Source organism: Bacillus sp. LK2 (assembly GCF_001043575.1).
Lineage (GTDB): Bacteria > Bacillota > Bacilli > Bacillales > Bacillaceae_G > Bacillus_A > Bacillus_A paramycoides.
Window position 1 is genome coordinate 37,706 of record NZ_LDUK01000013.1, and the last position, 20,103, is coordinate 57,808.

General features: G+C 36.9%; 20 protein-coding genes, 1 pseudogene and 1 other annotated feature (1 of these 22 running past the window's edge). Of the genes and pseudogenes, 13 read left to right on the forward strand and 8 right to left on the reverse strand.

Annotation, left to right across the window (positions count from 1 at the left end; translation table 11 throughout):
- Positions 1-191: a binding site (T-box leader), on the forward strand (it extends 38 nt beyond the left edge of the window).
- Positions 192-260: 69 nt separating this feature from the next.
- Positions 261-1,517 carry a tyrosine--tRNA ligase gene (tyrS, locus tag VK90_RS08870; protein ID WP_048372135.1) on the forward strand — a complete coding sequence of 419 codons (1,257 nt, stop codon included), beginning with the start codon at positions 261-263 and terminating at the stop codon, positions 1,515-1,517.
- A gap of 78 nt (positions 1,518-1,595) precedes the next feature.
- On the opposite strand, the gene VK90_RS08875 is transcribed toward tyrS, so the two are convergent.
- Positions 1,596-1,898 carry a YjdJ family protein gene (locus tag VK90_RS08875; RefSeq protein WP_002173780.1) on the reverse strand — a complete coding sequence of 101 codons (303 nt, stop codon included), beginning with the start codon at positions 1,896-1,898 and terminating at the stop codon, positions 1,596-1,598.
- Between the two features lie 189 nt (positions 1,899-2,087).
- Here VK90_RS08875 and VK90_RS08880 point away from each other — a divergent pair, with 189 nt between their 5' ends.
- A complete protein-coding gene (locus VK90_RS08880) occupies positions 2,088-2,216 on the forward strand; it encodes a hypothetical protein (RefSeq protein ID WP_002112286.1) in 129 nt (42 codons plus the stop codon).
- A gap of 126 nt (positions 2,217-2,342) precedes the next feature.
- Here the strand turns inward: VK90_RS08880 and VK90_RS31390 are convergent.
- From VK90_RS31390 to rpsD, 4 genes and pseudogenes are all read right to left on the reverse strand, one after another.
- Positions 2,343-2,414 (reverse strand): annotated as a pseudogene (locus VK90_RS31390) (SMI1/KNR4 family protein); the annotation flags it as partial.
- A gap of 14 nt (positions 2,415-2,428) precedes the next feature.
- Complete coding sequence (locus VK90_RS08885) at positions 2,429-2,881, reverse strand: YrhA family protein (protein ID WP_048372138.1); 453 nt, start codon at positions 2,879-2,881, stop codon at positions 2,429-2,431.
- Positions 2,882-3,309: 428 nt separating this feature from the next.
- Positions 3,310-3,738 carry a GNAT family N-acetyltransferase gene (locus VK90_RS08895; RefSeq protein WP_048372142.1) on the reverse strand — a complete coding sequence of 143 codons (429 nt, stop codon included), beginning with the start codon at positions 3,736-3,738 and terminating at the stop codon, positions 3,310-3,312.
- A gap of 207 nt (positions 3,739-3,945) precedes the next feature.
- Positions 3,946-4,548, reverse strand: a complete 603-nt coding sequence (rpsD, locus tag VK90_RS08900) for a 30S ribosomal protein S4 (RefSeq protein WP_000135316.1) — start codon at positions 4,546-4,548, stop codon at positions 3,946-3,948.
- Positions 4,549-4,946: 398 nt separating this feature from the next.
- Between rpsD and megL the strand changes: the two genes are divergently transcribed.
- Positions 4,947-6,125 (forward strand): methionine gamma-lyase, encoded by a 1,179-nt coding sequence (gene megL, locus VK90_RS08905; protein ID WP_002173778.1) that lies wholly within the window; start codon positions 4,947-4,949, stop codon positions 6,123-6,125.
- 141 nt (positions 6,126-6,266) lie between these two features.
- Here megL and VK90_RS08910 read toward each other — a convergent pair whose 3' ends face one another.
- On the reverse strand, positions 6,267-6,746 hold the full coding sequence (locus VK90_RS08910) for a GAF domain-containing protein (RefSeq protein WP_002173777.1): 480 nt from the start codon (positions 6,744-6,746) through the stop codon (positions 6,267-6,269).
- A 147-nt stretch (positions 6,747-6,893) separates the two neighbouring features.
- On the opposite strand from VK90_RS08910, the gene refZ reads away from it, so the two are divergent.
- Positions 6,894-7,532: a forespore capture DNA-binding protein RefZ gene (gene refZ, locus VK90_RS08915; RefSeq protein ID WP_025147606.1), complete on the forward strand. Its 639-nt coding sequence runs from the start codon at positions 6,894-6,896 to the stop codon at positions 7,530-7,532.
- An 11-nt stretch (positions 7,533-7,543) separates the two neighbouring features.
- On the opposite strand, the gene VK90_RS08920 is transcribed toward refZ, so the two are convergent.
- Positions 7,544-8,488, reverse strand: a complete 945-nt coding sequence (locus VK90_RS08920; RefSeq protein WP_048372146.1) for a DMT family transporter — start codon at positions 8,486-8,488, stop codon at positions 7,544-7,546.
- A 121-nt stretch (positions 8,489-8,609) separates the two neighbouring features.
- On the opposite strand from VK90_RS08920, the gene VK90_RS08925 reads away from it, so the two are divergent.
- The 8 genes from VK90_RS08925 to VK90_RS08960 all read left to right on the forward strand — a co-directional run bounded on the left by VK90_RS08925 (position 8,610) and on the right by VK90_RS08960 (position 18,315).
- Complete coding sequence (locus VK90_RS08925; protein WP_048372149.1) at positions 8,610-9,455, forward strand: LysR family transcriptional regulator; 846 nt, start codon at positions 8,610-8,612, stop codon at positions 9,453-9,455.
- A gap of 207 nt (positions 9,456-9,662) precedes the next feature.
- Positions 9,663-11,372 carry a septation ring formation regulator EzrA gene (gene ezrA, locus VK90_RS08930; RefSeq protein WP_048372151.1) on the forward strand — a complete coding sequence of 570 codons (1,710 nt, stop codon included), beginning with the start codon at positions 9,663-9,665 and terminating at the stop codon, positions 11,370-11,372.
- Between the two features lie 274 nt (positions 11,373-11,646).
- Positions 11,647-12,789: a cysteine desulfurase family protein gene (locus VK90_RS08935; protein WP_048372153.1), complete on the forward strand. Its 1,143-nt coding sequence runs from the start codon at positions 11,647-11,649 to the stop codon at positions 12,787-12,789.
- Between the two features lie 6 nt (positions 12,790-12,795).
- Positions 12,796-14,010 carry a tRNA uracil 4-sulfurtransferase ThiI gene (thiI, locus tag VK90_RS08940; RefSeq protein ID WP_048372155.1) on the forward strand — a complete coding sequence of 405 codons (1,215 nt, stop codon included), beginning with the start codon at positions 12,796-12,798 and terminating at the stop codon, positions 14,008-14,010.
- A gap of 80 nt (positions 14,011-14,090) precedes the next feature.
- Positions 14,091-14,285 (forward strand): alpha/beta-type small acid-soluble spore protein, encoded by a 195-nt coding sequence (locus VK90_RS08945; RefSeq protein WP_002173769.1) that lies wholly within the window; start codon positions 14,091-14,093, stop codon positions 14,283-14,285.
- Positions 14,286-14,540: 255 nt separating this feature from the next.
- Positions 14,541-16,127, forward strand: coding sequence for an acyl-CoA synthetase MbcS (mbcS, locus tag VK90_RS08950; RefSeq protein ID WP_048372157.1), 1,587 nt, complete (start codon positions 14,541-14,543; stop codon positions 16,125-16,127).
- 103 nt (positions 16,128-16,230) lie between these two features.
- A complete protein-coding gene (locus tag VK90_RS08955) occupies positions 16,231-16,662 on the forward strand; it encodes a VOC family protein (protein WP_048372159.1) in 432 nt (143 codons plus the stop codon).
- Between the two features lie 84 nt (positions 16,663-16,746).
- Complete coding sequence (locus VK90_RS08960; protein WP_048372162.1) at positions 16,747-18,315, forward strand: amidohydrolase; 1,569 nt, start codon at positions 16,747-16,749, stop codon at positions 18,313-18,315.
- Between the two features lie 136 nt (positions 18,316-18,451).
- Here VK90_RS08960 and VK90_RS08965 read toward each other — a convergent pair whose 3' ends face one another.
- Positions 18,452-19,255, reverse strand: coding sequence for an NAD kinase (locus tag VK90_RS08965; protein WP_048372164.1), 804 nt, complete (start codon positions 19,253-19,255; stop codon positions 18,452-18,454).
- A 204-nt stretch (positions 19,256-19,459) separates the two neighbouring features.
- On the opposite strand from VK90_RS08965, the gene VK90_RS08970 reads away from it, so the two are divergent.
- Positions 19,460-20,098: a DUF2953 domain-containing protein gene (locus VK90_RS08970; protein WP_025147596.1), complete on the forward strand. Its 639-nt coding sequence runs from the start codon at positions 19,460-19,462 to the stop codon at positions 20,096-20,098.
- The last annotated feature ends 5 nt before the right edge of the window (positions 20,099-20,103 follow it).

Genomic DNA, 20,103 nt, shown 5'->3' on the forward strand with positions numbered 1-20,103 from the left:
TGTTTTAGAGAGCTGATGGTCGGTGGAAATCAGCACATAGATGATCGCGAATTACGCCCCTAGAGCATCTTTTTTCGATTGAATTGTATTCAAAAGGGAAAAGACGGTGCTAAGCCGTTATGTAAATAAGGTGGTAGGCCTTTTTGGTCTGCAACTAGGGTGGTAACGCGATAATCAAAATCGTCCCTTATTTGAAGGGGCGATTTTTTTATGTTTTCAACATTCACGCTAGAATGAACTTAAAGGAGAGTATGTAGGATATGGGTATTTTACAAGATCTTGAATTTCGCGGTCTAATTAATCAGCAAACAGATGCTGAAGGCCTTGAGCAATTATTAGAAAAAGAAAGCGTTAAATTATACTGTGGTTTCGACCCAACAGCGGATAGCTTACACATCGGTCATATGTTACCAGTATTAATGTTACGTCGTTTCCAATTAGCTGGTCACCAACCAATCGCACTTGTTGGCGGTGGTACTGGTATGATCGGTGACCCAAGTGGTAAAAAAGCAGAGCGTACATTAAATACAAAAGATACAGTTGCTTACTACACTGAAAGTATTAAAAACCAACTTTCAAACTTCTTAGAGTTTGAAAATGTGGACAACCCAGCAACGATGGCTAACAACTATGACTGGCTTGGTAACTTAGATGTAATTACATTCTTACGCGATATCGGTAAAAACTTCGGTTTAAACTATATGTTAGCAAAAGATACAGTAGCATCTCGATTAGAGACTGGTATTTCATTCACTGAGTTTAGTTACATGATTTTACAATCATACGACTTCTTAAACTTATACCAACAACATAACTGCCGTCTGCAAATTGGTGGTAGTGACCAATGGGGTAACATTACAGCTGGTCTTGAATTAATCCGTAAATCAGAAGAAGATGCAAAAGCATTCGGGTTAACAATTCCACTTGTTACAAAATCTGACGGTACGAAGTTTGGTAAAACAGAAGGCGGCGCAATTTGGTTAGACCCAGAGAAAACAACTCCTTACGAGTTCTACCAATTCTGGATTAACACAGATGACCGCGATGTAGTTAAATACTTAAAATACTTCACATTCTTATCTCATGAAGAAATTACTGAGCTTGAGAAGCAAGTAGCTGAAGCGCCAGAAAAACGTGCAGCACAAAAAGCATTAGGATCTGAAATGACAAAACTTGTTCACGGCGAAGAAGCGTTAGAGCAAGCAATTAAAATTTCAGCTGCATTATTCAGCGGTTCTGTAGCAGAACTTACTGCAAATGAAATTGAGCAAGGATTCAAAGATGTACCATCTGTAGAACGTACTGCAGAAGATACAGTATTAATCGACTTACTTGTAGAAAGCAAAATTTCACCATCTAAACGTCAAGCACGTGAAGATGTAACAAACGGTGCAATCTACGTAAACGGTGAGCGTACACAAGCATTAGACTACGTTGTAACAGAAAACGACCGCATCGAAGGTAAATTTACAATCATTCGCCGCGGTAAGAAGAAATATTTCTTAATTCGTTACTAATCAGAAAAGAATCTAAAACAAATAGTACCCCGAATTGTAGGCTGAAAAGTCTATGATTCGGGGTTTTTATGTATGAATTTAGATCGCCTCATGATTTCTTTTAAATATAATATGAAGAATTAATACCAGCATATAAAGTAAACTAATTAGCATAACGACAAATGCTGTTGGATAAAATTTTGCCGCATATATAAAGAAATCGATTTGATAAATATCGTCATAATGTGAAACGTACCCTTTAAAATAATTCGTAAACTTCGCACTATATTTCCATTCATCAGGATTATCTATTAAATTACTTCCCTGATACCAACTCATAAGTGCTGAAGTAATAAACAGCATAAACGAACTGCCGAATTGAACCATTTGGTTTATTGTCAAAACGAAATCCCCTCCCATTTTCTGGTTATTATAACGTAATAATTTGCTTTAATAAACTACTCAGGAGATAGAGTGCAGTTGGCAGTCCTTTAAATTTTTTTGTTTTAATCTCCTTTTCGAGTTCATACGGAAATCACATGTAAGCGGTATGATAATCGTATAACAACTAGAAAGGAGTGGTAAAACGAAATGTCACTAGAAGCGCTTATTATTTTTTCTTTGCTAAATGCGGGTCAGCTTGCAGAGAACACAAAGGTTGATATACATAAAGAGCAGAAAGATGCTTATGTATATGTTCAAAAAGAGGAAAATAAATAATTTTATTTTATATATAAAAAATGAAGGCTGTTTGAAGTAACTGTTTAGTTGCTTTAGATGTCCTTTTTTATTTAGAAGGAATAAAAAGGCTAGGGATATCGTCGACCAGTCAAAGCGGAAATGTTGTTTTTCTACTTTTTGGATTTCTTCATCTGTAATTGGTGTTTTACTCATAAAGGACCATGTAATATTCTTCATTTTAATACTCCATATTAAAGGAGGGCTGTTTTCAATGCTTCTTCAAGCATTGTATTGAAATCATTATATGTGTTCATCACTGTTCCAGATGGTTTATCAAGTTCTAAATAAGTACTGTCAGATAAGTTTTTACAAAACCACGCAATATTTGAATCTCCAAAGAAAAGATACTCTTTTTGAAATTCATTTTCATACCAAATCTCATTCGTGTCTATAAATCCACAAATCGGTTCGTTTCTTTCTGTTTCTAGTAAAGAAGGGTCAACTCCATAAATAACTAGTCCACCAAAATCTAAACCGTTTACATTTTTAAGAAACTCCTCAAATTCAATCGGTAAATCAACATTAAATTTCTCTTTCACGTGTTCTCTTAATCTATGAACTTCAGTATCCTTTGCTGGTGTGTTCAAATTAAAGTTAACACTTTTTAGTATATCTCCAATTTCTAAAACTAGATTTTTCCACATATAAAAACCTCTTTCTAAGTGTATTTATTCTCCTTTAGGGTAGATATTATATTTGGGTATAGGCCAGCTTATGTCTGCACTATCTCCATCTTGTAAGTGTCTAGTTAATGTACGTTGTGTATTAGTTATAGCTTTATGATATGGATGATTTTGTATTAAAGTTAAATTTTCAAATGCGTTTGTTCCTCCGTCGTCTAAAGGAAGATTATGATGTACTTGCCACCCTACTGGAGGTCTTCCTTGTTTCATTAATTCTATATTACCATCTGTTATTCCCGCTTTCTTAAGTTCAGCAAGCTTAACAGGGTCATTTACTAAGGATTTAAGAAATATGTATTGGATGTAGAAGGAGCCGGCGATATTAGATAATTCACCAAATAAAAAAGTGAACGATTATGAAAAATATTCGTTCACTTTTATTTTACTCTTTATAAATATAGTTCATAATTTCCATCAGTACTATCAGGCTTTCTAAATATTTCCTCGAATGGACCGACATTTTTTGAAAAACCATTTTTTAATGCAAAGTGGTAACCTTCTTCGGTTATAACTTCTTGTAATACTAATCGTTCGAATCCTTTTTCTTTAGCGAACGTTTTAAACCAGTCAATAACAATACTGCCCTTACCTTGATTACTGGGAGAAATACTTATAGTAGTAATTGCTAAGTGTGGATCAGGGTAAAATTCACTTCTAAGATTAATTGTGACCAAAGATTCTTTAGAAGAAATAATTAAAGCATATTTAGAAAAATTTTCAATGAATTCTATTTCATCTTGCACTAATTCTTTTAATAACAATTTTAATTTTTGAAAGTCTTGTACATGAAGAGGAATCTTGGTGAATTTTTCTTTCAAAACAAGTAACTCCTTTTACCATCTATTTTGTGTACTTATCCATTTCTATACACACGCCAGCCTTTTTTATTGTGGCCCCAAACTGGCCCCAATTACATTCTTTTTTATGCCTTATCTTGCATTATTAAATAAAATAAAAAAAGCCCAGGCCCCTTGATAAACAAGGTTCCTAAGGCTTTTAATACGACTCTTTTCAGAGTACCGAGATTAACGAGAGTAGAACTCTACGATTAATGCTTCGTTGATTTCAGCTGCTAACTCAGAACGCTCAGCGTGACGAGTGTAAGTAGCTTCTAACTTATCAGCATCGAAAGTTAAGTATTCTGGTACGAAGTTGTTAACTTCGATCGCTTCTTTAACAACAACAAGGCTGTTAGATTTTTCGCGAACGCTGATAGTTTGACCAGGTTTAACGCGGTAAGATGGGATATCTACGCGAGCGCCATCTACCATGATGTGGCCGTGGTTTACTAATTGGCGAGCTGCGCGACGAGTGCGAGCTAAGCCCATGCGGTAAACTAGGTTGTCAAGACGAGCTTCAAGAAGGATCATGAAGTTTTCGCCGTGCTTACCAGGCATTTTACCTGCTTGGTCAAATGTGCGACGGAATTGACGCTCAGTCATGCCGTACATGTGACGAAGTTTTTGTTTCTCTTGTAATTGTAAACCGTATTCTGAAAGTTTCTTACGTTGGTTAGGACCGTGAGGACCTGGTGCGTAAGGGCGTTTTTCTAATTCTTTTCCTGTGCCGCTTAGAGAGATTCCAAGACGACGAGACAGTTTCCAAGCTGGACCTGTATAACGAGCCATAGTTGACTCCTCCTTCAAAAATGTTTTTATTTTCGTAAAATAAAAACAGACGTAATCGATATTTACGGGTATTTTGTTTTCATGTACCTTCGCTCCAGCAGCAGGGAGTTACGAGATACACCTCCGCAGAGGAACAAAATACAAACGATAAACTCACATTACAAGGCTGCCTTTTTATTTTACACAAACGCTATTATATCTTTTACCTACAATTTCGTCAAGCGAGTATCTTTTTGTTTTATGCAGATAAATTTTGGAAATTAACAAGAAGGAATTTAAAACAATATAAAAGAAGAGATAGAAACACAAGTGAAACGCTTACATAAAATGTAGTAAAAACGTTCATCAGTTTTTTACTTGTGGATAAGTGGCAATAAAAACATAAGGGGGATGTTTTTATGAAAAAGAAACATATGGAGACAGCATTAATTCATCACGGTTATGAATCAAACGAACATAAAGGGAGTTTAACACCACCTTTATTTCAAACTTCTACATTTACGTTTGAGACAGCACAGCAAGGAGAAGCGAGTTTTGCTGGAGAAGATCCATCTTATATTTATTCAAGGCTTGGAAATCCAACTGTGAATTTATTTGAAGAACGTATGGCTGTTTTAGAAGGTGGAGAGGAAGCGCTGGCGTTCGGTTCAGGTATGGCAGCAATTTCAGCAACGTTAATTGGCTTTCTAAAGGCTGGAGATCATATTATTTGTTCAAATGGATTATATGGATGTACTTACGGTTTTTTAGAAGTGTTAGAAGAAAAATTTATGATTACTCATTCGTTTTGTGATATGGAAATAGAGGAGGATTTGGAAGGGAAGGTTCGTCCAAATACAAAGCTCATTTTTGTTGAAACACCGATTAATCCAACGATGAAATTAATCGATTTAGAGAAGGTGATACAAGTAGCAAAGCGAAATGGTTTACTTGTTATTGTCGATAATACATTTTGTTCACCTTATTTACAAAGGCCTCTTGAGCTCGGATGTGACGCTGTCGTTCATAGTGCGACAAAATATATTGGGGGTCACGGGGATGTTGTAGCGGGTGTAACAATTTGTAAAACGAAAGCGTTAGCGGAAAAAATCCGTCCGATGCGAAAAGATATTGGCGGTATTATGGCGCCGTTTGATGCGTGGTTATTATTACGCGGGTTAAAGACATTAGCGGTAAGAATGGATCGTCATTGTGATAATGCGGAAAAAATTGTAGCGTTTTTGAAAAATCATGAAGCGGTTGAAGGTGTTTGGTATCCGGAGGGAGAGTTAGCATCTCGGCAAATGAAACGAGGCGGGGGCGTTATTTCTTTTTCTGTAAAAGGCGGAAAAGAGGAAGCGCAGTCGTTTATTAATGACCTCCATTTTATTACGATTGCGGTAAGTTTAGGTGATACAGAAACGTTAATTCAGCATCCGGCGACGATGACGCACGCGGCTATTCCAGCTGAGCTCCGGAAGGAAATGGGTATTTTTGATAATTTAATACGCCTATCTGTCGGTTTAGAATCATGGGAAGATATCATTTCTGATTTAGAGCAGGCACTTAAAAAGATATCCACTGTTAGCAATCAATAAAGTGAAACTTTAATCAGTGGGGGTTTTGTCCATCCTCCACTGATTATCAGCCCTCACCAATCGGGCTTTTGCGGGATAAAAAAGAGTGAGCTATCGGTTTCGTACATTACGTACGTAATTGATAACTCACTCTTTTCTTTTTTACATATGTTTTAGGAGTGTTTCCACAAACTTTTCTAAATAGTGCTGATCTACTTCATCGAAACGATTTTTTTCAGGACTATCAATATCAAGTACACCAATGACAGTTCCTTCTTTCATAATCGGTACAACGATTTCCGAATTAGAGGCACTATCGCAAGCGATATGTCCTGGGAATTGGTGAACGTCTGCTACAAGTTGCGTTGTTTTTGTTTCAGCTGCCGCGCCGCAAACACCGCGTCCGAAAGGAATACGTACGCAAGCGGGCATTCCTTGGAATGGTCCAAGAACAAGCTGATTTCCTTCTGTTACATAAAAGCCAACCCAATTAACGCGATCTAAAAATTGATTTAATAGTGCGGACGCATTTGATAAGTTTGCGACTACGTTCGGTTCGCCAGTTAATAATGCATCCAGTTGTTTAATTACTGTCTCATATTGCTGCTCACGAGATCCTGCATAACTTTCTTTTGTAAACATGGAAACAACTCCCTTTTTATCGAGATATGTAAAATGCTAGCAAAATACGATGCATTTCACATGACTTTGTCGATAGAAAATTAAAGGAATTTGTCTTAAAAGTCAAGAAATTTAAACTATAGCTGTTCAGTGAGAGGAAGTGAGCGCATGAAGCAGACGAAACAAAAGGTAATTGATGCGGCAATATCGTTGTTTAATACGAAAGGTTATGATGGAACGTCGGTGCGAGACATTGCAAAGCGAGCGGATGTGAATGTAGCGAATATTTCATATTATTTTGCTGGAAAGCAAGGCCTATTAGAACAGCTTATTACTGATTTTTTAGAAGGATATATTCACGTAATTGAAACATCATTTGAACAGAGAGAATATTTATCGGCTAAAGATGCGATAGTGCAAATGGTGCGCGGGATTTTACGATATCAATTTGATAATAGGGAACTGACACGTTTTTTTTATAGAGAGCTTTCGCTTGATACGACATTAATTCGTGAAGTGATGACCGTTTATTTTTCTAGAGAAAGATATTATATAGAGCAAATTATTAAACAAGGACAAATGAAGAAAGAATTTAAAAAGGTATCTTTTACAATGTTTATGACGCAATTAAAAGGCATGATGAATATGCCGTTTTTATATCCGCAATATATATCAGAAGTACTACACTCTTTTCCGTCAGAGACATTTTTCTTAGAAATGTACACGAAAGAAATTGAGCAATGGATGGAACGAACATTGTATACAACGAATATGTACTATGAATTGCCAAGAGCTGTTCATATGTGAAAAACCCCCACCTAACGAACTGAGGTGGGGATTTTTATATCTTGTTTTCTTTGCCATAAATTGTTGCATAATAGCGCAATAATTGTTAATGCTGCTCCGACAATTTCTATGTTGTCGATTGTATAACCTCGAAATATAGAACCGATAAGTGCAAGCACAGGAACTAAATTCATAAATAATATGCCGTTAATAGATGAAATGTATCGATTTCCCGTGTTCCAGCAAAATACAGCGATAACGCCCGCAATAATTGACATATAAAAGAGCTCAAAACGAACGCTCATAATTGTATGTAGTGACGGTACAGCGACTATATTTGCGTTTGTTAATGCAGTAACGATTACAACGAGTGAAATAGAGCCGAATAAACAAGTTAATGTTGTGTATCTAAGTGGTGACCAAGACTTGAAATTAGCACCGCCGTTCGTGTAAATTACCCAGCAAGTAACGCCGCATAACATAAATATATTTGTTGATAAGTGACTTGCGGTTCCGAATAATAAGTGAATGTTTCCTTTTGAAATGACAAGCATAACACCGAATAATGCAACGAACATACAAAGAAATGTGTAGTGTTGTGGGCGTTTATTTTTAGTTATCCATTGCAATGATAGAGCAATTAGTGGCATAAGAGACTGAATCATAGCTGCATGGATTGCTCCGGAAGGTCCGGCAAGTTGTTGTCCGTAGAAAACGAGAAATCCATACCCTGCGAAACCGACTGTTCCATAAAAGAATAACGAAAATGTTCGTTTTTCTAAGCGGAGCGAATTCTTCCCCTCGATGATTAAGAGCAGAATAAGGAAAATAATAGCTGCTGATCCATAGCGGATAGTTGTGAAGAAGAATGGATCTATAAATTGCAGGGCATTTGCCATTACAGGGAACATAAATCCCCAAGCCGTTACAGCGAGTAAGCATAGAAGGGATCCGAGTAGTATTTGTTTTTTGTCCAAGAGTATCATTCTCCTTTACATTTCGTTATAGTAAGTTGATAAAATAAGTATAAAGATTGAATCTTTCTAAGAGGAAATATAGATTTTTTATGGCGGTTATAACTTTTTGTTAGAGGTGTGTATGATGGATTTGGAGGCAGTACGATCGTTTATTGAAGTAAAGAAAACGCGAAGTTTATCGAAAGCGAGTAAACTTTTACATATTTCACAACCAGCGCTTAGTAAACAAATTCAAAGATTAGAAGCTGACTTAGAGGTTACTTTATTAAAACGTTCCGCTCAAGGGGTAGAATTAACAAAAGCTGGAGAGTTATTTATAAAAAGAATGTCATCGATTTTGGAACAAATAAATGAAGTGAAAACGGAAATGAAGGAATTTCAAGAGAAGCGGAAAATCTCAATAGGTATATTACCGAGTTTAGCGGCTCATTACATATCAAAGTGTACAGACATATTAGGCGATGTATATGAAGTAGAGTGGCAAATCGAGCATACGAAAGTATTAATGGAATTATTTAAAGAGCGGAAGATTGAAGCGATGTTCATTGATTCAGTAGTAGAAGGCGCTACGTCTATAAAAGAAATTCGGGAAGAAAAAATTGTTTGTGCTGTTTCAAATGATCATCCGTATAAAGAGAAAACGGTAATTCGAATGGAAGAATTGCAAAATGAAAAGTTAATTGTATACCCAGAAATATGTGATGTAAGGAAAATGATTATGAATATGTTTCAAGGTATGGGCGCGAAACCGATAATTGCAGTTGAAACCTCTTATGCAGAACCTATGCTTGCGATGGTAGGAGCTGGACTTGGTATAACGTTGCTTCCAGAAATAGCTGTACAGCAAGCAGTAATGCAAGGTAATGTGCATGCAATTTTTGTAGAACCATCACTATTGCGAAAAATTTATTTCGTATCTCATATGGAAGAGTGCTTGTTATCGCGTTCATTTGAGGATAGAGGGTGAAGTAAACGGAATGTTGAGAAAGATTACAATTACATTTAAAGAAACATGAAATTTTAAAAAAAACTAGGTCAAAAACACGCCATTACATGGTATGATTAGTACATTGTTAGTTGTTAAATATAGGGGAATTCCCTTTTTATACATAATGCCTTCCATTTCATAAACGGAACGGACAAAAAAAGAGATATAACTAGGAGGCTTTTTTGCATGGATTCTATCCTGACGATCGTTATCATTGTAGTAAGCTCTATTCTAGTGCTGCTCATGATAGAGCTTGTGATAAGAAATCGTTCATATAAAGATATTGAAGCACTGGAGCAGTGGAAACAAGAAATAAAAGATAAACCTGTGGCAGATGAACTAAAACGGGTGAAAGACTTAAATATGACAGGTCAAACAGAAGAACTGTTTGGTAAATGGCGTGAAGAGTGGGATGAAATTGTATCAACAACTCTTCCGAAAGCTGAAAAAGATTTAGGGCAAGCGCGAAAATTCGCCTCGCAATTCTCCTTCCGAAAAGCAAAGCATGCGATGAAAGAATCCATAAGTGGTTTAGATGACGCTGATAATCGTATTACTGATATTTTAAATGAATTACAGCAACTGTTAGAAAGCCATGAGAAAAATAGTTCGGAAATTGAAGGGTTACGTGATACATATCGTAGTATGAAGAAAAGTGTTCTTGCTCATCGACATATGTATGGAGCAGCTGAGCAAAGAATTGAAGAGATGCTAGATGCTGAATCTAATAAATTTAAAAGCTTTGAAGAAGCAACAGATAATGGCGATTATTTAAAAGCGAGAGAAATTGTTATTAGTTTAGAAGAAGGTTTAGCAAGTTTAGAAATTATTATTCACCAAATTCCGGATTTATTGGTAGAGTGTCAAGCGACATTACCAGTTCAGCTGGAAGATTTATTGTACGGCCATAACGATATGGTAAGTCAAGGCTATGTATTAGAGTATTTGGAAATCCCTAAAGAAGTCCGTGATATGACGACACAACTACAAACATGTTTAATGGATATACAGGAGCTTCATATAACGGAAGCAGCTGAAAAAGTAGAAAACTTAAAAACTCGTTTAGATGGTTTTTATGACCAACTTGAACAAGAAGTGCATGCGAAACATTATGTGGAGCAAAAAACACTTTCTGTTTATGAAGATTTAGAAGAAATTCGCATAGGAACAATTGAAACGAAAACAGAAACACAACTTGTGAAACAAAGTTATCAATTACAAGATAAAGATATTGAGTCGCAAAAAGTAATTGAAAAACAAATGCATATTTTATTGAAACGTTTTGAAGTATTGCAATTACGAGTTGCTGAGCAAGATATTGCATTCTCTATTATTCGTGAGGAACTAGAAGAGATTTATGAGCAATGTGAAACTTTAAAAGTACTTCATGAAGAATATAAGGAAATGCTACAAACGATGCGTAAAGAAGAATTTGAAGCACGTGAAAAGTTACAAGAAATGCGAAATACCATTTTAGAAACGAAACGCTTTATGCAAAAGTCGAATTTGCCAGGTCTTCCAGAGAGCATTATGGAAGATTTACAAAGAGGGCAAATGGCAATGCAAGCTGTATATGAGCAATTAGAAGTAAAACCGTTAAATATGAATGCTGTAAATAGCAGTTTAGAAGAAGCATATACAACTGTGAATGGTGTATCTGAAATGACGGAAGAGTTAATTGGACAAGCGTATTTAGTTGAAAAATTAATTCAATATGGTAATCGTTACCGCAGTCATGATGTGGAACTTGCGCAAAGTTTAGATTATGCGGAGAAGTTGTTCCGTGAATATCAATACGATGCAGCTTTAGAGCAAGCAGCTTCTGTATTAGAGCAGCTTGAACCTGGCGTTGTTCAAAAAATAGCTGAATATGTAGACAATGAACAAACCCTTTAATAAAGGGTTTGTTTTTTTGTGTAATTTTGAAGATGATGTTGCTATAATGAATAGCGGAATATAGTAAGGTTGTTCGTTTCAAAATAAAGTGAAATCATAAGTGATGGGGATTCATCCACCACTAATTGTTAATCTTCACGAATCAGGCTGCCTGCAAATAGCGGGGAAAACTGTACACTTTTATATAAAAACGGAACCTTTGAGTAGTCTTAGCGTAATTACACGTATTTGTGATATGATTATATGATGTGATAGGGCTGAAAGGGGAAGAACGATGATCTATTTTGATAATAGTGCGACGACGAAGCCATATCCAGAAGCTCTTCAATCGTACGTAACGGTTGCAGGGAAATATTTTGGTAATCCTTCTTCTATTCATTCGCTTGGAGGAGAGGCAGAGCGTCTATTAACTCAATCGAGAACGATTGCAGCACAGCTCCTTCACGTTAAACCTTCTGAAATTATTTTCACATCAGGTGGAACGGAAGGGAATAACCTTGCGATTAAAGGGATAGCGATGAGGAATCGTTCGCGCGGCAAACATATCATTACAACAAATATTGAACACGCGTCTGTGTTTGAGGCATATAAACAATTAGAAGATCTCGGTTTTGATGTAACATATTTACCGGTTAACGAGCATGGTGTTGTATCGGTAGAAGATGTAAAACGAGCGCTTCGTGAAGATACGATTCTTGTGTCGATTATTCACGTGAACAACGAGACGGGAGCAATTCAGCCCGTTGCTGAAATTGGAACGTTATTATCGAATTATCCGAAAATAAGATTTCACGTGGACCATGTACAAGGGATAGGAAAAGTACCACTTGATTTATACGCTTCTCATATTGATCTTTGTTCAATATCTGGGCATAAATTTCACAGTGTAAAGGGAACAGGACTTCTTTATGTACGTGATGGTGTAAGATTAGATCCAATCTTATCGGGTGGTCAACAAGAGCTCAAGTATCGCTCAGGTACAGAAAACTTACCTGGTATTGTAGCGATGGTGAAAGCACTTCGTATGACGATGGAACAAGTGAAAGAAAAGGTAGTTCATTTGCAAAATTTACAAACAGAGCTGGTCCGTTTCTTTAAAGAGATGGAAGATGTAACGATTAATACGTCACTTGAATATGCGGCACCGCACATTTTAAACGTATCATTTGTTGGTTTAAAACCAGAAGTAGTCGTTCATGCTTTAGAAGAGCATGGTGTATATGTATCGACGAAGTCTGCTTGTTCTTCAAAAGCAAATGAAGTGAGCCGAGTACTAGTGTCAATGGGAGTACCGCACGCCGCAGCTGCAAGTGCGATTCGCATTAGTCTAGCACCGGAAAACACGATGGAAGAAGTAAAACAATTTGAAGGTATTGTTAAAGAGACAATGCCAAAATTATATGAAGTGATGAGGTAAAGAAATATGATGACATATGAATATATTTTAGTTCGTTACGGAGAGATGACGACTAAAGGTAAGAACCGCTCTAAATTTGTAAGTACGTTAAGAGATAATGTGAAATTCAAATTAAAAAAATTCCCAAACATTAAAATCGATGCAACACATGACCGTATGTACATCCAATTAAACGGTGAAGATCATGAAGCAATTTCTGAAAGATTGAAAGATGTATTCGGTATTCATAAGTTTAACTTAGCGATGAAAGTACCATCAGAATTAGAAGATATTAAAAAAGGTGCACTAGCAGCTTTCTTACAAGTAAAAGACGATGTGAAAACATTTAAAATTACAGTGCACCGTTCTGATAAGCGCTTCCCAATGAAGACGATGGAGTTACTTCCAGAAATCGGTGGGCACATTTTAGAAAATACAGAGGATATCACAGTAGACGTTCATAATCCAGATGTGAATGTACGTGTAGAAATTCGCAGTGGTTACAGCTATATTATGTGTGATGAGCGCATGGGAGCTGGCGGTTTACCAGTTGGCGTTGGCGGAAAAGTAATGGTACTTCTTTCTGGTGGTATCGATAGCCCGGTAGCAGCTTACTTAACGATGAAACGCGGCGTATCTGTGGAGGCAGTTCACTTCCATAGTCCACCTTTCACAAGTGAGCGCGCGAAACAAAAAGTAATCGATTTAGCACAAGAGTTAACGAAATACTGTAAACGTGTAACACTTCACCTTGTTCCGTTTACTGAAGTGCAAAAAACAATTAATAAAGAAATTCCATCTAGCTATTCTATGACGGTTATGCGTCGTATGATGATGCGTATTACAGAGCGTATCGCAGAGGAGCGTAATGCACTTGCAATTACGACTGGTGAAAGTCTTGGACAAGTAGCGAGCCAAACGTTAGATAGTATGCATACGATTAACGAAGTGACAAACTATCCTGTTATTCGCCCGCTTATTACGATGGATAAATTAGAAATTATTAAAATCGCTGAAGAAATTGGCACATATGATATTTCAATTCGTCCATACGAAGACTGCTGTACAGTATTCACACCAGCAAGCCCAGCGACGAAACCGAAGCGTGAGAAAGCAAATCGTTTTGAAGCGAAATACGATTTCACGCCGTTAATTGAAGAAGCTGTAGCAAACACAGAACAAATGGTATTACAAACGGTAGAAGTAGCGGCGGAAGAAGAAAAATTCGAAGAACTTTTCTAAAACCATAAATTACCATATCTAAAATATGTATGAAGTCATGTTGTTTATCACACTCTATACTCACAAGGAGGTGATACAACATGGCAAGCACAAATAAATTAGCAGTGTCTGGTGCTCAAGCAGCATTAGATCAAATGAAATACGAAATCGCTCAAGAGTTTGGTGTTCAACTTGGAGCTGATTCAACATCTCGCGCTAACGGTTCTGTTGGTGGCGAAATCACTAAACGTCTAGTTTCACTAGCTGAGCAACAATTAGGCGGTTTCCAAAAATAATCCCATATACGATGGCTTAGAAAGAGCGGGTTTTCCCGCTCTTTCTTTTTTGTTGTGTCGCTTTTTGTCGGTAAGTCGATATCACCTGTCGAACGTTGATATATTTAGTTTTACGTCGATATATTTGAGAAACTGTCGATATAGTTTCATTTACCAATTCAGCAAAACTGAAAAATTTGTCAAAAGAAGAGGGTTCAAAATTTACAGAAAATTCTTTATTATATAAGGGAGGCATAGAAATAAAGGAGGATGTTTATGAAGAGAGAGGAATTGTTGGCGCCACCGTCTTATAATTTAGTTTCGGAAATAGAGAAATATACAGGCGATAAAGAGAAGCTTGCTTTAATTTGGCAAGATGATAAAGGAAATAGACGAGAGGTTACATATTTTGAACTAATGCAAGGTGCGAATAAAATTGGAAACGCTTTTATAAAAAGTGGCTTGCAAAAAGGGGACAAGCTCCTTATTATGATGCCGCGCTTAATTGAAGCTTACATGACGTATATCGCTGCGATTAAAGCAGGATTTGTCGTTATTCCAAGCTCAGAAATGTTGCGTAAAAAAGATATTGAGTATCGTATTGGGCACGGGGAAGTGAAGGCAATCGTCAGCTACGAACCGTATATTGGACAATTTGACGAGGTAGAGGCGATGGACTCTCTTCAAAAATTCGTTCTGAGCGAGCGATCAGTAGATGGATGGACAAACTTAAAAACAGCGTTAGAAACAGAAAGTGACATGCTAGAAATAGCGAAGACAGATAAAGAAGATATGGTCTTTTTATCTTATACGTCAGGGACGACAGGAAATCCAAAAGGTGTTGTTCATACGCATGCATGGGCATACGCACATTTACGTACAAGCGCTCCAAACTGGCTTGGAATTGAAGAAAATGATGTTGTATGGGCAACGGCTAGTCCAGGTTGGCAAAAGTGGATTTGGAGCCCGTTTTTAGCGACTCTCGGTTCAGGTGCAACAGGATTTGTATATCACGGTAAATTTGAACCGAAAACGTATTTGAATTTATTAGGTGATAACAAGGTGAATGTGCTTTGTTGTACGCCGACTGAGTATAGATTAATGGCAAAGGTAGAAAACTTAAGTGAGTACAATTTAGAGGCGTTACATAGCGCTGTATCAGCAGGTGAACCGTTAAACAGGGAAGTTATTGAAACGTTCCAAAGGCATTTCGATATTACAGTAAGAGACGGTTATGGGCAAACGGAAAACACGTTACTTGTTGGTATAATGAAAGGAATGGACATTAGACCAGGGTCAATGGGAAAACCGACGCCAGGAAACCATGTTGATATCGTAAATGAGGAAGGAATTCCAGTACAGGTAGGAGAAGTTGGTGATATTGCGGTTCATATTGAAACACCAGCACTCTTTAAACAATATTATAAAGACGATGAGCGCACAGCGATGCAATTCCGCGGCGATTATTATATTACCGGTGACAAAGCGAAAAAAGATGAAGACGGCTATTTTTGGTTTGAAGGACGCGGAGATGATATCATTATTAGCTCTGGTTATACAATCGGACCGTTTGAAGTAGAAGATGCACTTGTAAAACATCCATACGTAAGAGAATGTGCTGTTGTCGCAAGTCCAGATGAAATTCGCGGAAGTGTCGTGAAGGCATTTATCGTATTAAGAGAGAATATACAAGAGAACGAAGAAACATTAATTCCAGTGCTTCAAGAACACGTCAAAGAACTGACTGCACCATATAAATACCCTCGCAAAATTGAATTTGTAGATGAACTACCAAAAACGATTTCTGGAAAAATTCGCCGTATTGAACTTAGAAAACAAGAGATGGAGCTTCCTTCAAAATAATTTCGAAAATGAAGGGGTAAATAGTTGAATAAGATGTAAAACGTATGATATTATAAAAGCGAACACAAGTTCTGTTTTAAAAACTTAAAAAAGAGGTGTCCGTATGATTTTAGGTATCAATCCGTACTTAGTTTTAGATGGTAGTGGGCAAGAAGCTGTACAGTTTTATAAAGAGGCATTAGATGCAAAAGTAGAAGTAATGCAAACTTTTGGTGACATGCCTGAAAATCCAGAATACCCGATTCCAGCTGAAGCAAAAGAGCGCGTTGCACATGCTCATTTAAAAATTGGTAATACGGAACTTATGATTTCTGATACATTCCCAGGTAAAGGGCATGCGATTGGATCTCAAGTAACGATTGCAATTCGAATTAGTAATGCAGAAAAAGCAAAAGAAGTATTTGATAAGTTACAAGAAGGTGGCGAAGTTTTAATGCCACTTCAAGAAACTTTCTGGAGCCCAGCATACGGACAAGTAAAAGATAAATTTAGTATTGAATGGCAAATTACAACGAATCCTACTGAACAAAATTAATTTTTGGAAAAGCACCATTTTTAATCGGAATGGTGCTTTTTTTATACACTTTAATTTAGACTAAAGGAAAAAGGGGATGAGTATATGGGAGAAATTTGGTATGGCGGCACCATTTACACGATGAGAGAAGAAAATGAAAAAGCGGAAGCTATTTACGTTGAAAACGGCATGATTGCTGATATCGGGAGTAAGGAAGAGTTAGAAAATCGATATTCTGCGGAGAAGTTGTATGACTTAGAAGGAAAAACAATGATTCCGGGGCTCGTTGATAGCCATATGCATCTTATTGGGCATGGAGAGAGGTTGCTCCGTTTAGATTTATCAAATTGTACATCTTATAGCGAAGTGCTTATTCTTGTTCAGAAGCGAGTAGAAGAAGCTCCACAAGGAACATGGATTATCGGGGAAGGCTGGAATGAAAATAATTTTACAGATACAAAGCATGTTCATATACGTGATTTAGATGAGATTTCTAAAGAGCATCCGATTTTATTAAAGCGCGTTTGTCGTCACGTTACATGGGTGAATTCATACATATTGGAACAAGCGAACATAACAGAAGCGACACAAGACCCGAAAGGCGGGAAAATTGGTCGTGATGCGTCTAATAAGTTAACAGGACTTCTATATGAGCAAGGACAAGAGTTAATTAAACATGTTCAGCCTGAAATAGATGGAGTGTATTTGCAAAGCGCGTTACAAACAGCTATTTCAGACTGCTGGCAATACGGGTTAGTTGGCGGACATACGGAAGACTTAAATTATTATGGTGGCTTTCAAAAAACGTACAATGCGTTTTCGTATGTTATAAACGAAATGCCATTTAAAGCACATTTACTCGTCCATCATGAAGTAGCGAATGAACGAAACGAATATGAAAATAAGCATTATATTGAATTTGGAGCGATGAAAATTTTTTCTGACGGCTCTTTTGGCGGAAGAACGGCTTTATTAAGCGAACCGTACGAAGATGCGAAGGAAACGAATGGAGTTGCCATTTTTTCACGTGAAGAGCTTGCAGAGTTAGTGAAAAAAGCTCGTGATTTACAAATGCCGGTTGCGATTCATACAATCGGTGATTTATCGCTTGAATATGTCATTGATGCGCTTGAATTATATCCACCAGCAGAAGGATTACGTGACCGTATTATTCATTGCCAGCTTGCTCGTGAAGACTTAATTGAAAGAATGAAGAGTTTGCAAGCAATTATTGATATCCAGCCTGTCTTTGTATCGTCGGATTTTCCATCAGTTATTGAAAAACTAGGAGAACATCGCCTCCGTTATACATACGCTTGGAAGACGTTACTCGATGCGGGATTACATTGTAACGGAGGATCTGATGCTCCAATTGAACAAGTAAATCCGTTTTTAGGCATATATAGTGCTGTTACACGTCGAAGCTTTATTGACGGCGTATGCTATATGCCAGAAGAAAAGTTAACGGTATATGAGGCAGTTTCTTTGTTTACGACAGGAAGTGCATACGCAATTGGCAAAGAAGCGAAGCGGGGGCAAATCGCAAGAGGATATGAAGCAGACTTTACGATATTAGATCGCAACATATTTGAAATTGAGGCAGAAGAAATAAAAGAAGTACAAGCAGAAATGACCGTCATTGATGGGGAGATTGTGTATAGAAAAGATGTGTGAAAGTATATTAGCGATTTTCGAAATATATCGATTTACCGATAAAAACTGACAATGATATGAGGATGTGCGCCAATAGCGGGGGAAATAAATAACCCTCGAATTATGGGATTTCCATAATTCGAGGGTTATTTTATTACTATAAAAACGTTCTCTGTACTTTTTGCCAGAAGGAATTATTTTTTAATTTAACAGTTTTAATTTGTTTATCGCTTAATCGAACAACAGCTTTCTCCACTTGTTTAATGCTAAGTGCCTCGTTATCCATTCCGATAACAGGATAATCATTTCCATCTGGTCTAAGTTTTAAAGTTAACGTACGTTCGTGATTTAAAAGAAACGGTGATCCGAGTGTACGGTATGTGTTGTTATTTAAAGAAGCTAGTTCGCTTACTTGGAAACATGGGATAAGTGGATCGACAACTGCACCATGTAATGATTTATTATAAGCGGTACTTCCTGTTGGTGTGGAGATAACTAATCCATCACCTCTAAATGTTTGGAAATGTAAATCGTCGACGTGTACATCTACGACAAATGTTTTAATGATGCTAGAGCGTAATGAGAATTCATTTAAACAATGGAAAGATGTGCCGTGATCTACATCTACTTTAATTGTTGGATATTTTCGCACTTCAATTTCGTTTTTTGTAATTTCTTGAAGGGCTGTATCAACGTGGTCAATGTGGAAATCGCAGTAGAAAGAAATTTCATCTTTCGTCGAAATACCTGCGTATAAGCAATCTTCTCTAAAACCGGTTTTGCGAACGGCTTGTAAGAAAGTTCCATCATCTCCAACGCTGACGATAGCGTTTGCATTTTTTGGATGATCTAATATGGTAAATCCATTCTCCTCTAAAATACGATATATTGGTTTCATTTTTTCAACGAGCGTTACTTTGTCATCACCATAAAAGAAAAATAAATTGCGACGATCTGCCATTATGTATCCCTCCACTGCAGTCAAATTTTCTAATCTTAGTGCTGCATATCATGAGAGTGTATTCTGAATGATATGCTCAAATAGTATATTTCGATATAAAATGTCAAAATTCCTTTTTATTTTTAGAAAAATTTTTATATTCAATTTTATAAAAGGTTGTTTAATGATGAATAAACTTGTCGATAATGGGTATGGAGTGAAAGGATGGTACGAATGAAATGGCTCGTAATTGGAATGATAATTCTTCTCCTTTTTATTTTGCTAATACTACTATCGAAAATAACGCTTAAGGTGACGTTTTTATATTCAGAAATGGAAAAACAGTGTTTATTTCAAGTGAAAATATGGATGATTCGATATACGTTTGATGTATTGGAAAGAATTGAAAAACAGCAGAAAAAGACAGGGCAGAAAATCGAAAAGGCTGAAAAAGATGGCGGAATAGATAATAAAATTATGGCACAACTTGATAGCATTGGAGAACTGATAAAAAAGCTTCAAGAAGTTCATACTATTCTTAAAGATTTTCTCAAACGAGTGAAAATCAATAGTTGGAAATGGCATTCACAAATTGGAGCAGGCGACGCAGCTAGTACTGGAATTGTCACTGGATATGCATGGGGGACAAAAGGAATGGCTGCTGGAGTTGTAGGACAATATATGCATATTGTCGACGTACCAGAATTTGAAATTACACCTGTTTTTCAAGGGAAGGGATTTGCATCAAGATGTGAATTAACGGCTTCCTTTCATATATTTCGTACTGTGAAAACAGGGGTAAAACTACTCATGTTTATGAGAAAGCAAAAGTCTGGTATGGCAGATAAATCTGTTCAAGCATAGGGGGG

Coding starts and splice junctions, on each gene's coding strand:
- tyrS (WP_048372135.1), top strand. CDS start 261: ATGGGTATTTTACAAGATCTTGAATTTCGCGGTCTAATTAATCAGCAA.
- VK90_RS08880 (WP_002112286.1), top strand. CDS start 2,088: ATGTCACTAGAAGCGCTTATTATTTTTTCTTTGCTAAATGCGGGTCAG.
- VK90_RS08885 (WP_048372138.1), bottom strand. CDS start 2,881: ATGTGGAAAAATCTAGTTTTAGAAATTGGAGATATACTAAAAAGTGTT.
- rpsD (WP_000135316.1), bottom strand. CDS start 4,548: ATGGCTCGTTATACAGGTCCAGCTTGGAAACTGTCTCGTCGTCTTGGA.
- megL (WP_002173778.1), top strand. CDS start 4,947: ATGAAAAAGAAACATATGGAGACAGCATTAATTCATCACGGTTATGAA.
- VK90_RS08910 (WP_002173777.1), bottom strand. CDS start 6,746: ATGTTTACAAAAGAAAGTTATGCAGGATCTCGTGAGCAGCAATATGAG.
- refZ (WP_025147606.1), top strand. CDS start 6,894: ATGAAGCAGACGAAACAAAAGGTAATTGATGCGGCAATATCGTTGTTT.
- VK90_RS08925 (WP_048372149.1), top strand. CDS start 8,610: ATGATGGATTTGGAGGCAGTACGATCGTTTATTGAAGTAAAGAAAACG.
- ezrA (WP_048372151.1), top strand. CDS start 9,663: ATGGATTCTATCCTGACGATCGTTATCATTGTAGTAAGCTCTATTCTA.
- VK90_RS08935 (WP_048372153.1), top strand. CDS start 11,647: ATGATCTATTTTGATAATAGTGCGACGACGAAGCCATATCCAGAAGCT.
- thiI (WP_048372155.1), top strand. CDS start 12,796: ATGATGACATATGAATATATTTTAGTTCGTTACGGAGAGATGACGACT.
- VK90_RS08945 (WP_002173769.1), top strand. CDS start 14,091: ATGGCAAGCACAAATAAATTAGCAGTGTCTGGTGCTCAAGCAGCATTA.
- mbcS (WP_048372157.1), top strand. CDS start 14,541: ATGAAGAGAGAGGAATTGTTGGCGCCACCGTCTTATAATTTAGTTTCG.
- VK90_RS08955 (WP_048372159.1), top strand. CDS start 16,231: ATGATTTTAGGTATCAATCCGTACTTAGTTTTAGATGGTAGTGGGCAA.
- VK90_RS08960 (WP_048372162.1), top strand. CDS start 16,747: ATGGGAGAAATTTGGTATGGCGGCACCATTTACACGATGAGAGAAGAA.
- VK90_RS08965 (WP_048372164.1), bottom strand. CDS start 19,255: ATGGCAGATCGTCGCAATTTATTTTTCTTTTATGGTGATGACAAAGTA.
- VK90_RS08970 (WP_025147596.1), top strand. CDS start 19,460: ATGGTACGAATGAAATGGCTCGTAATTGGAATGATAATTCTTCTCCTT.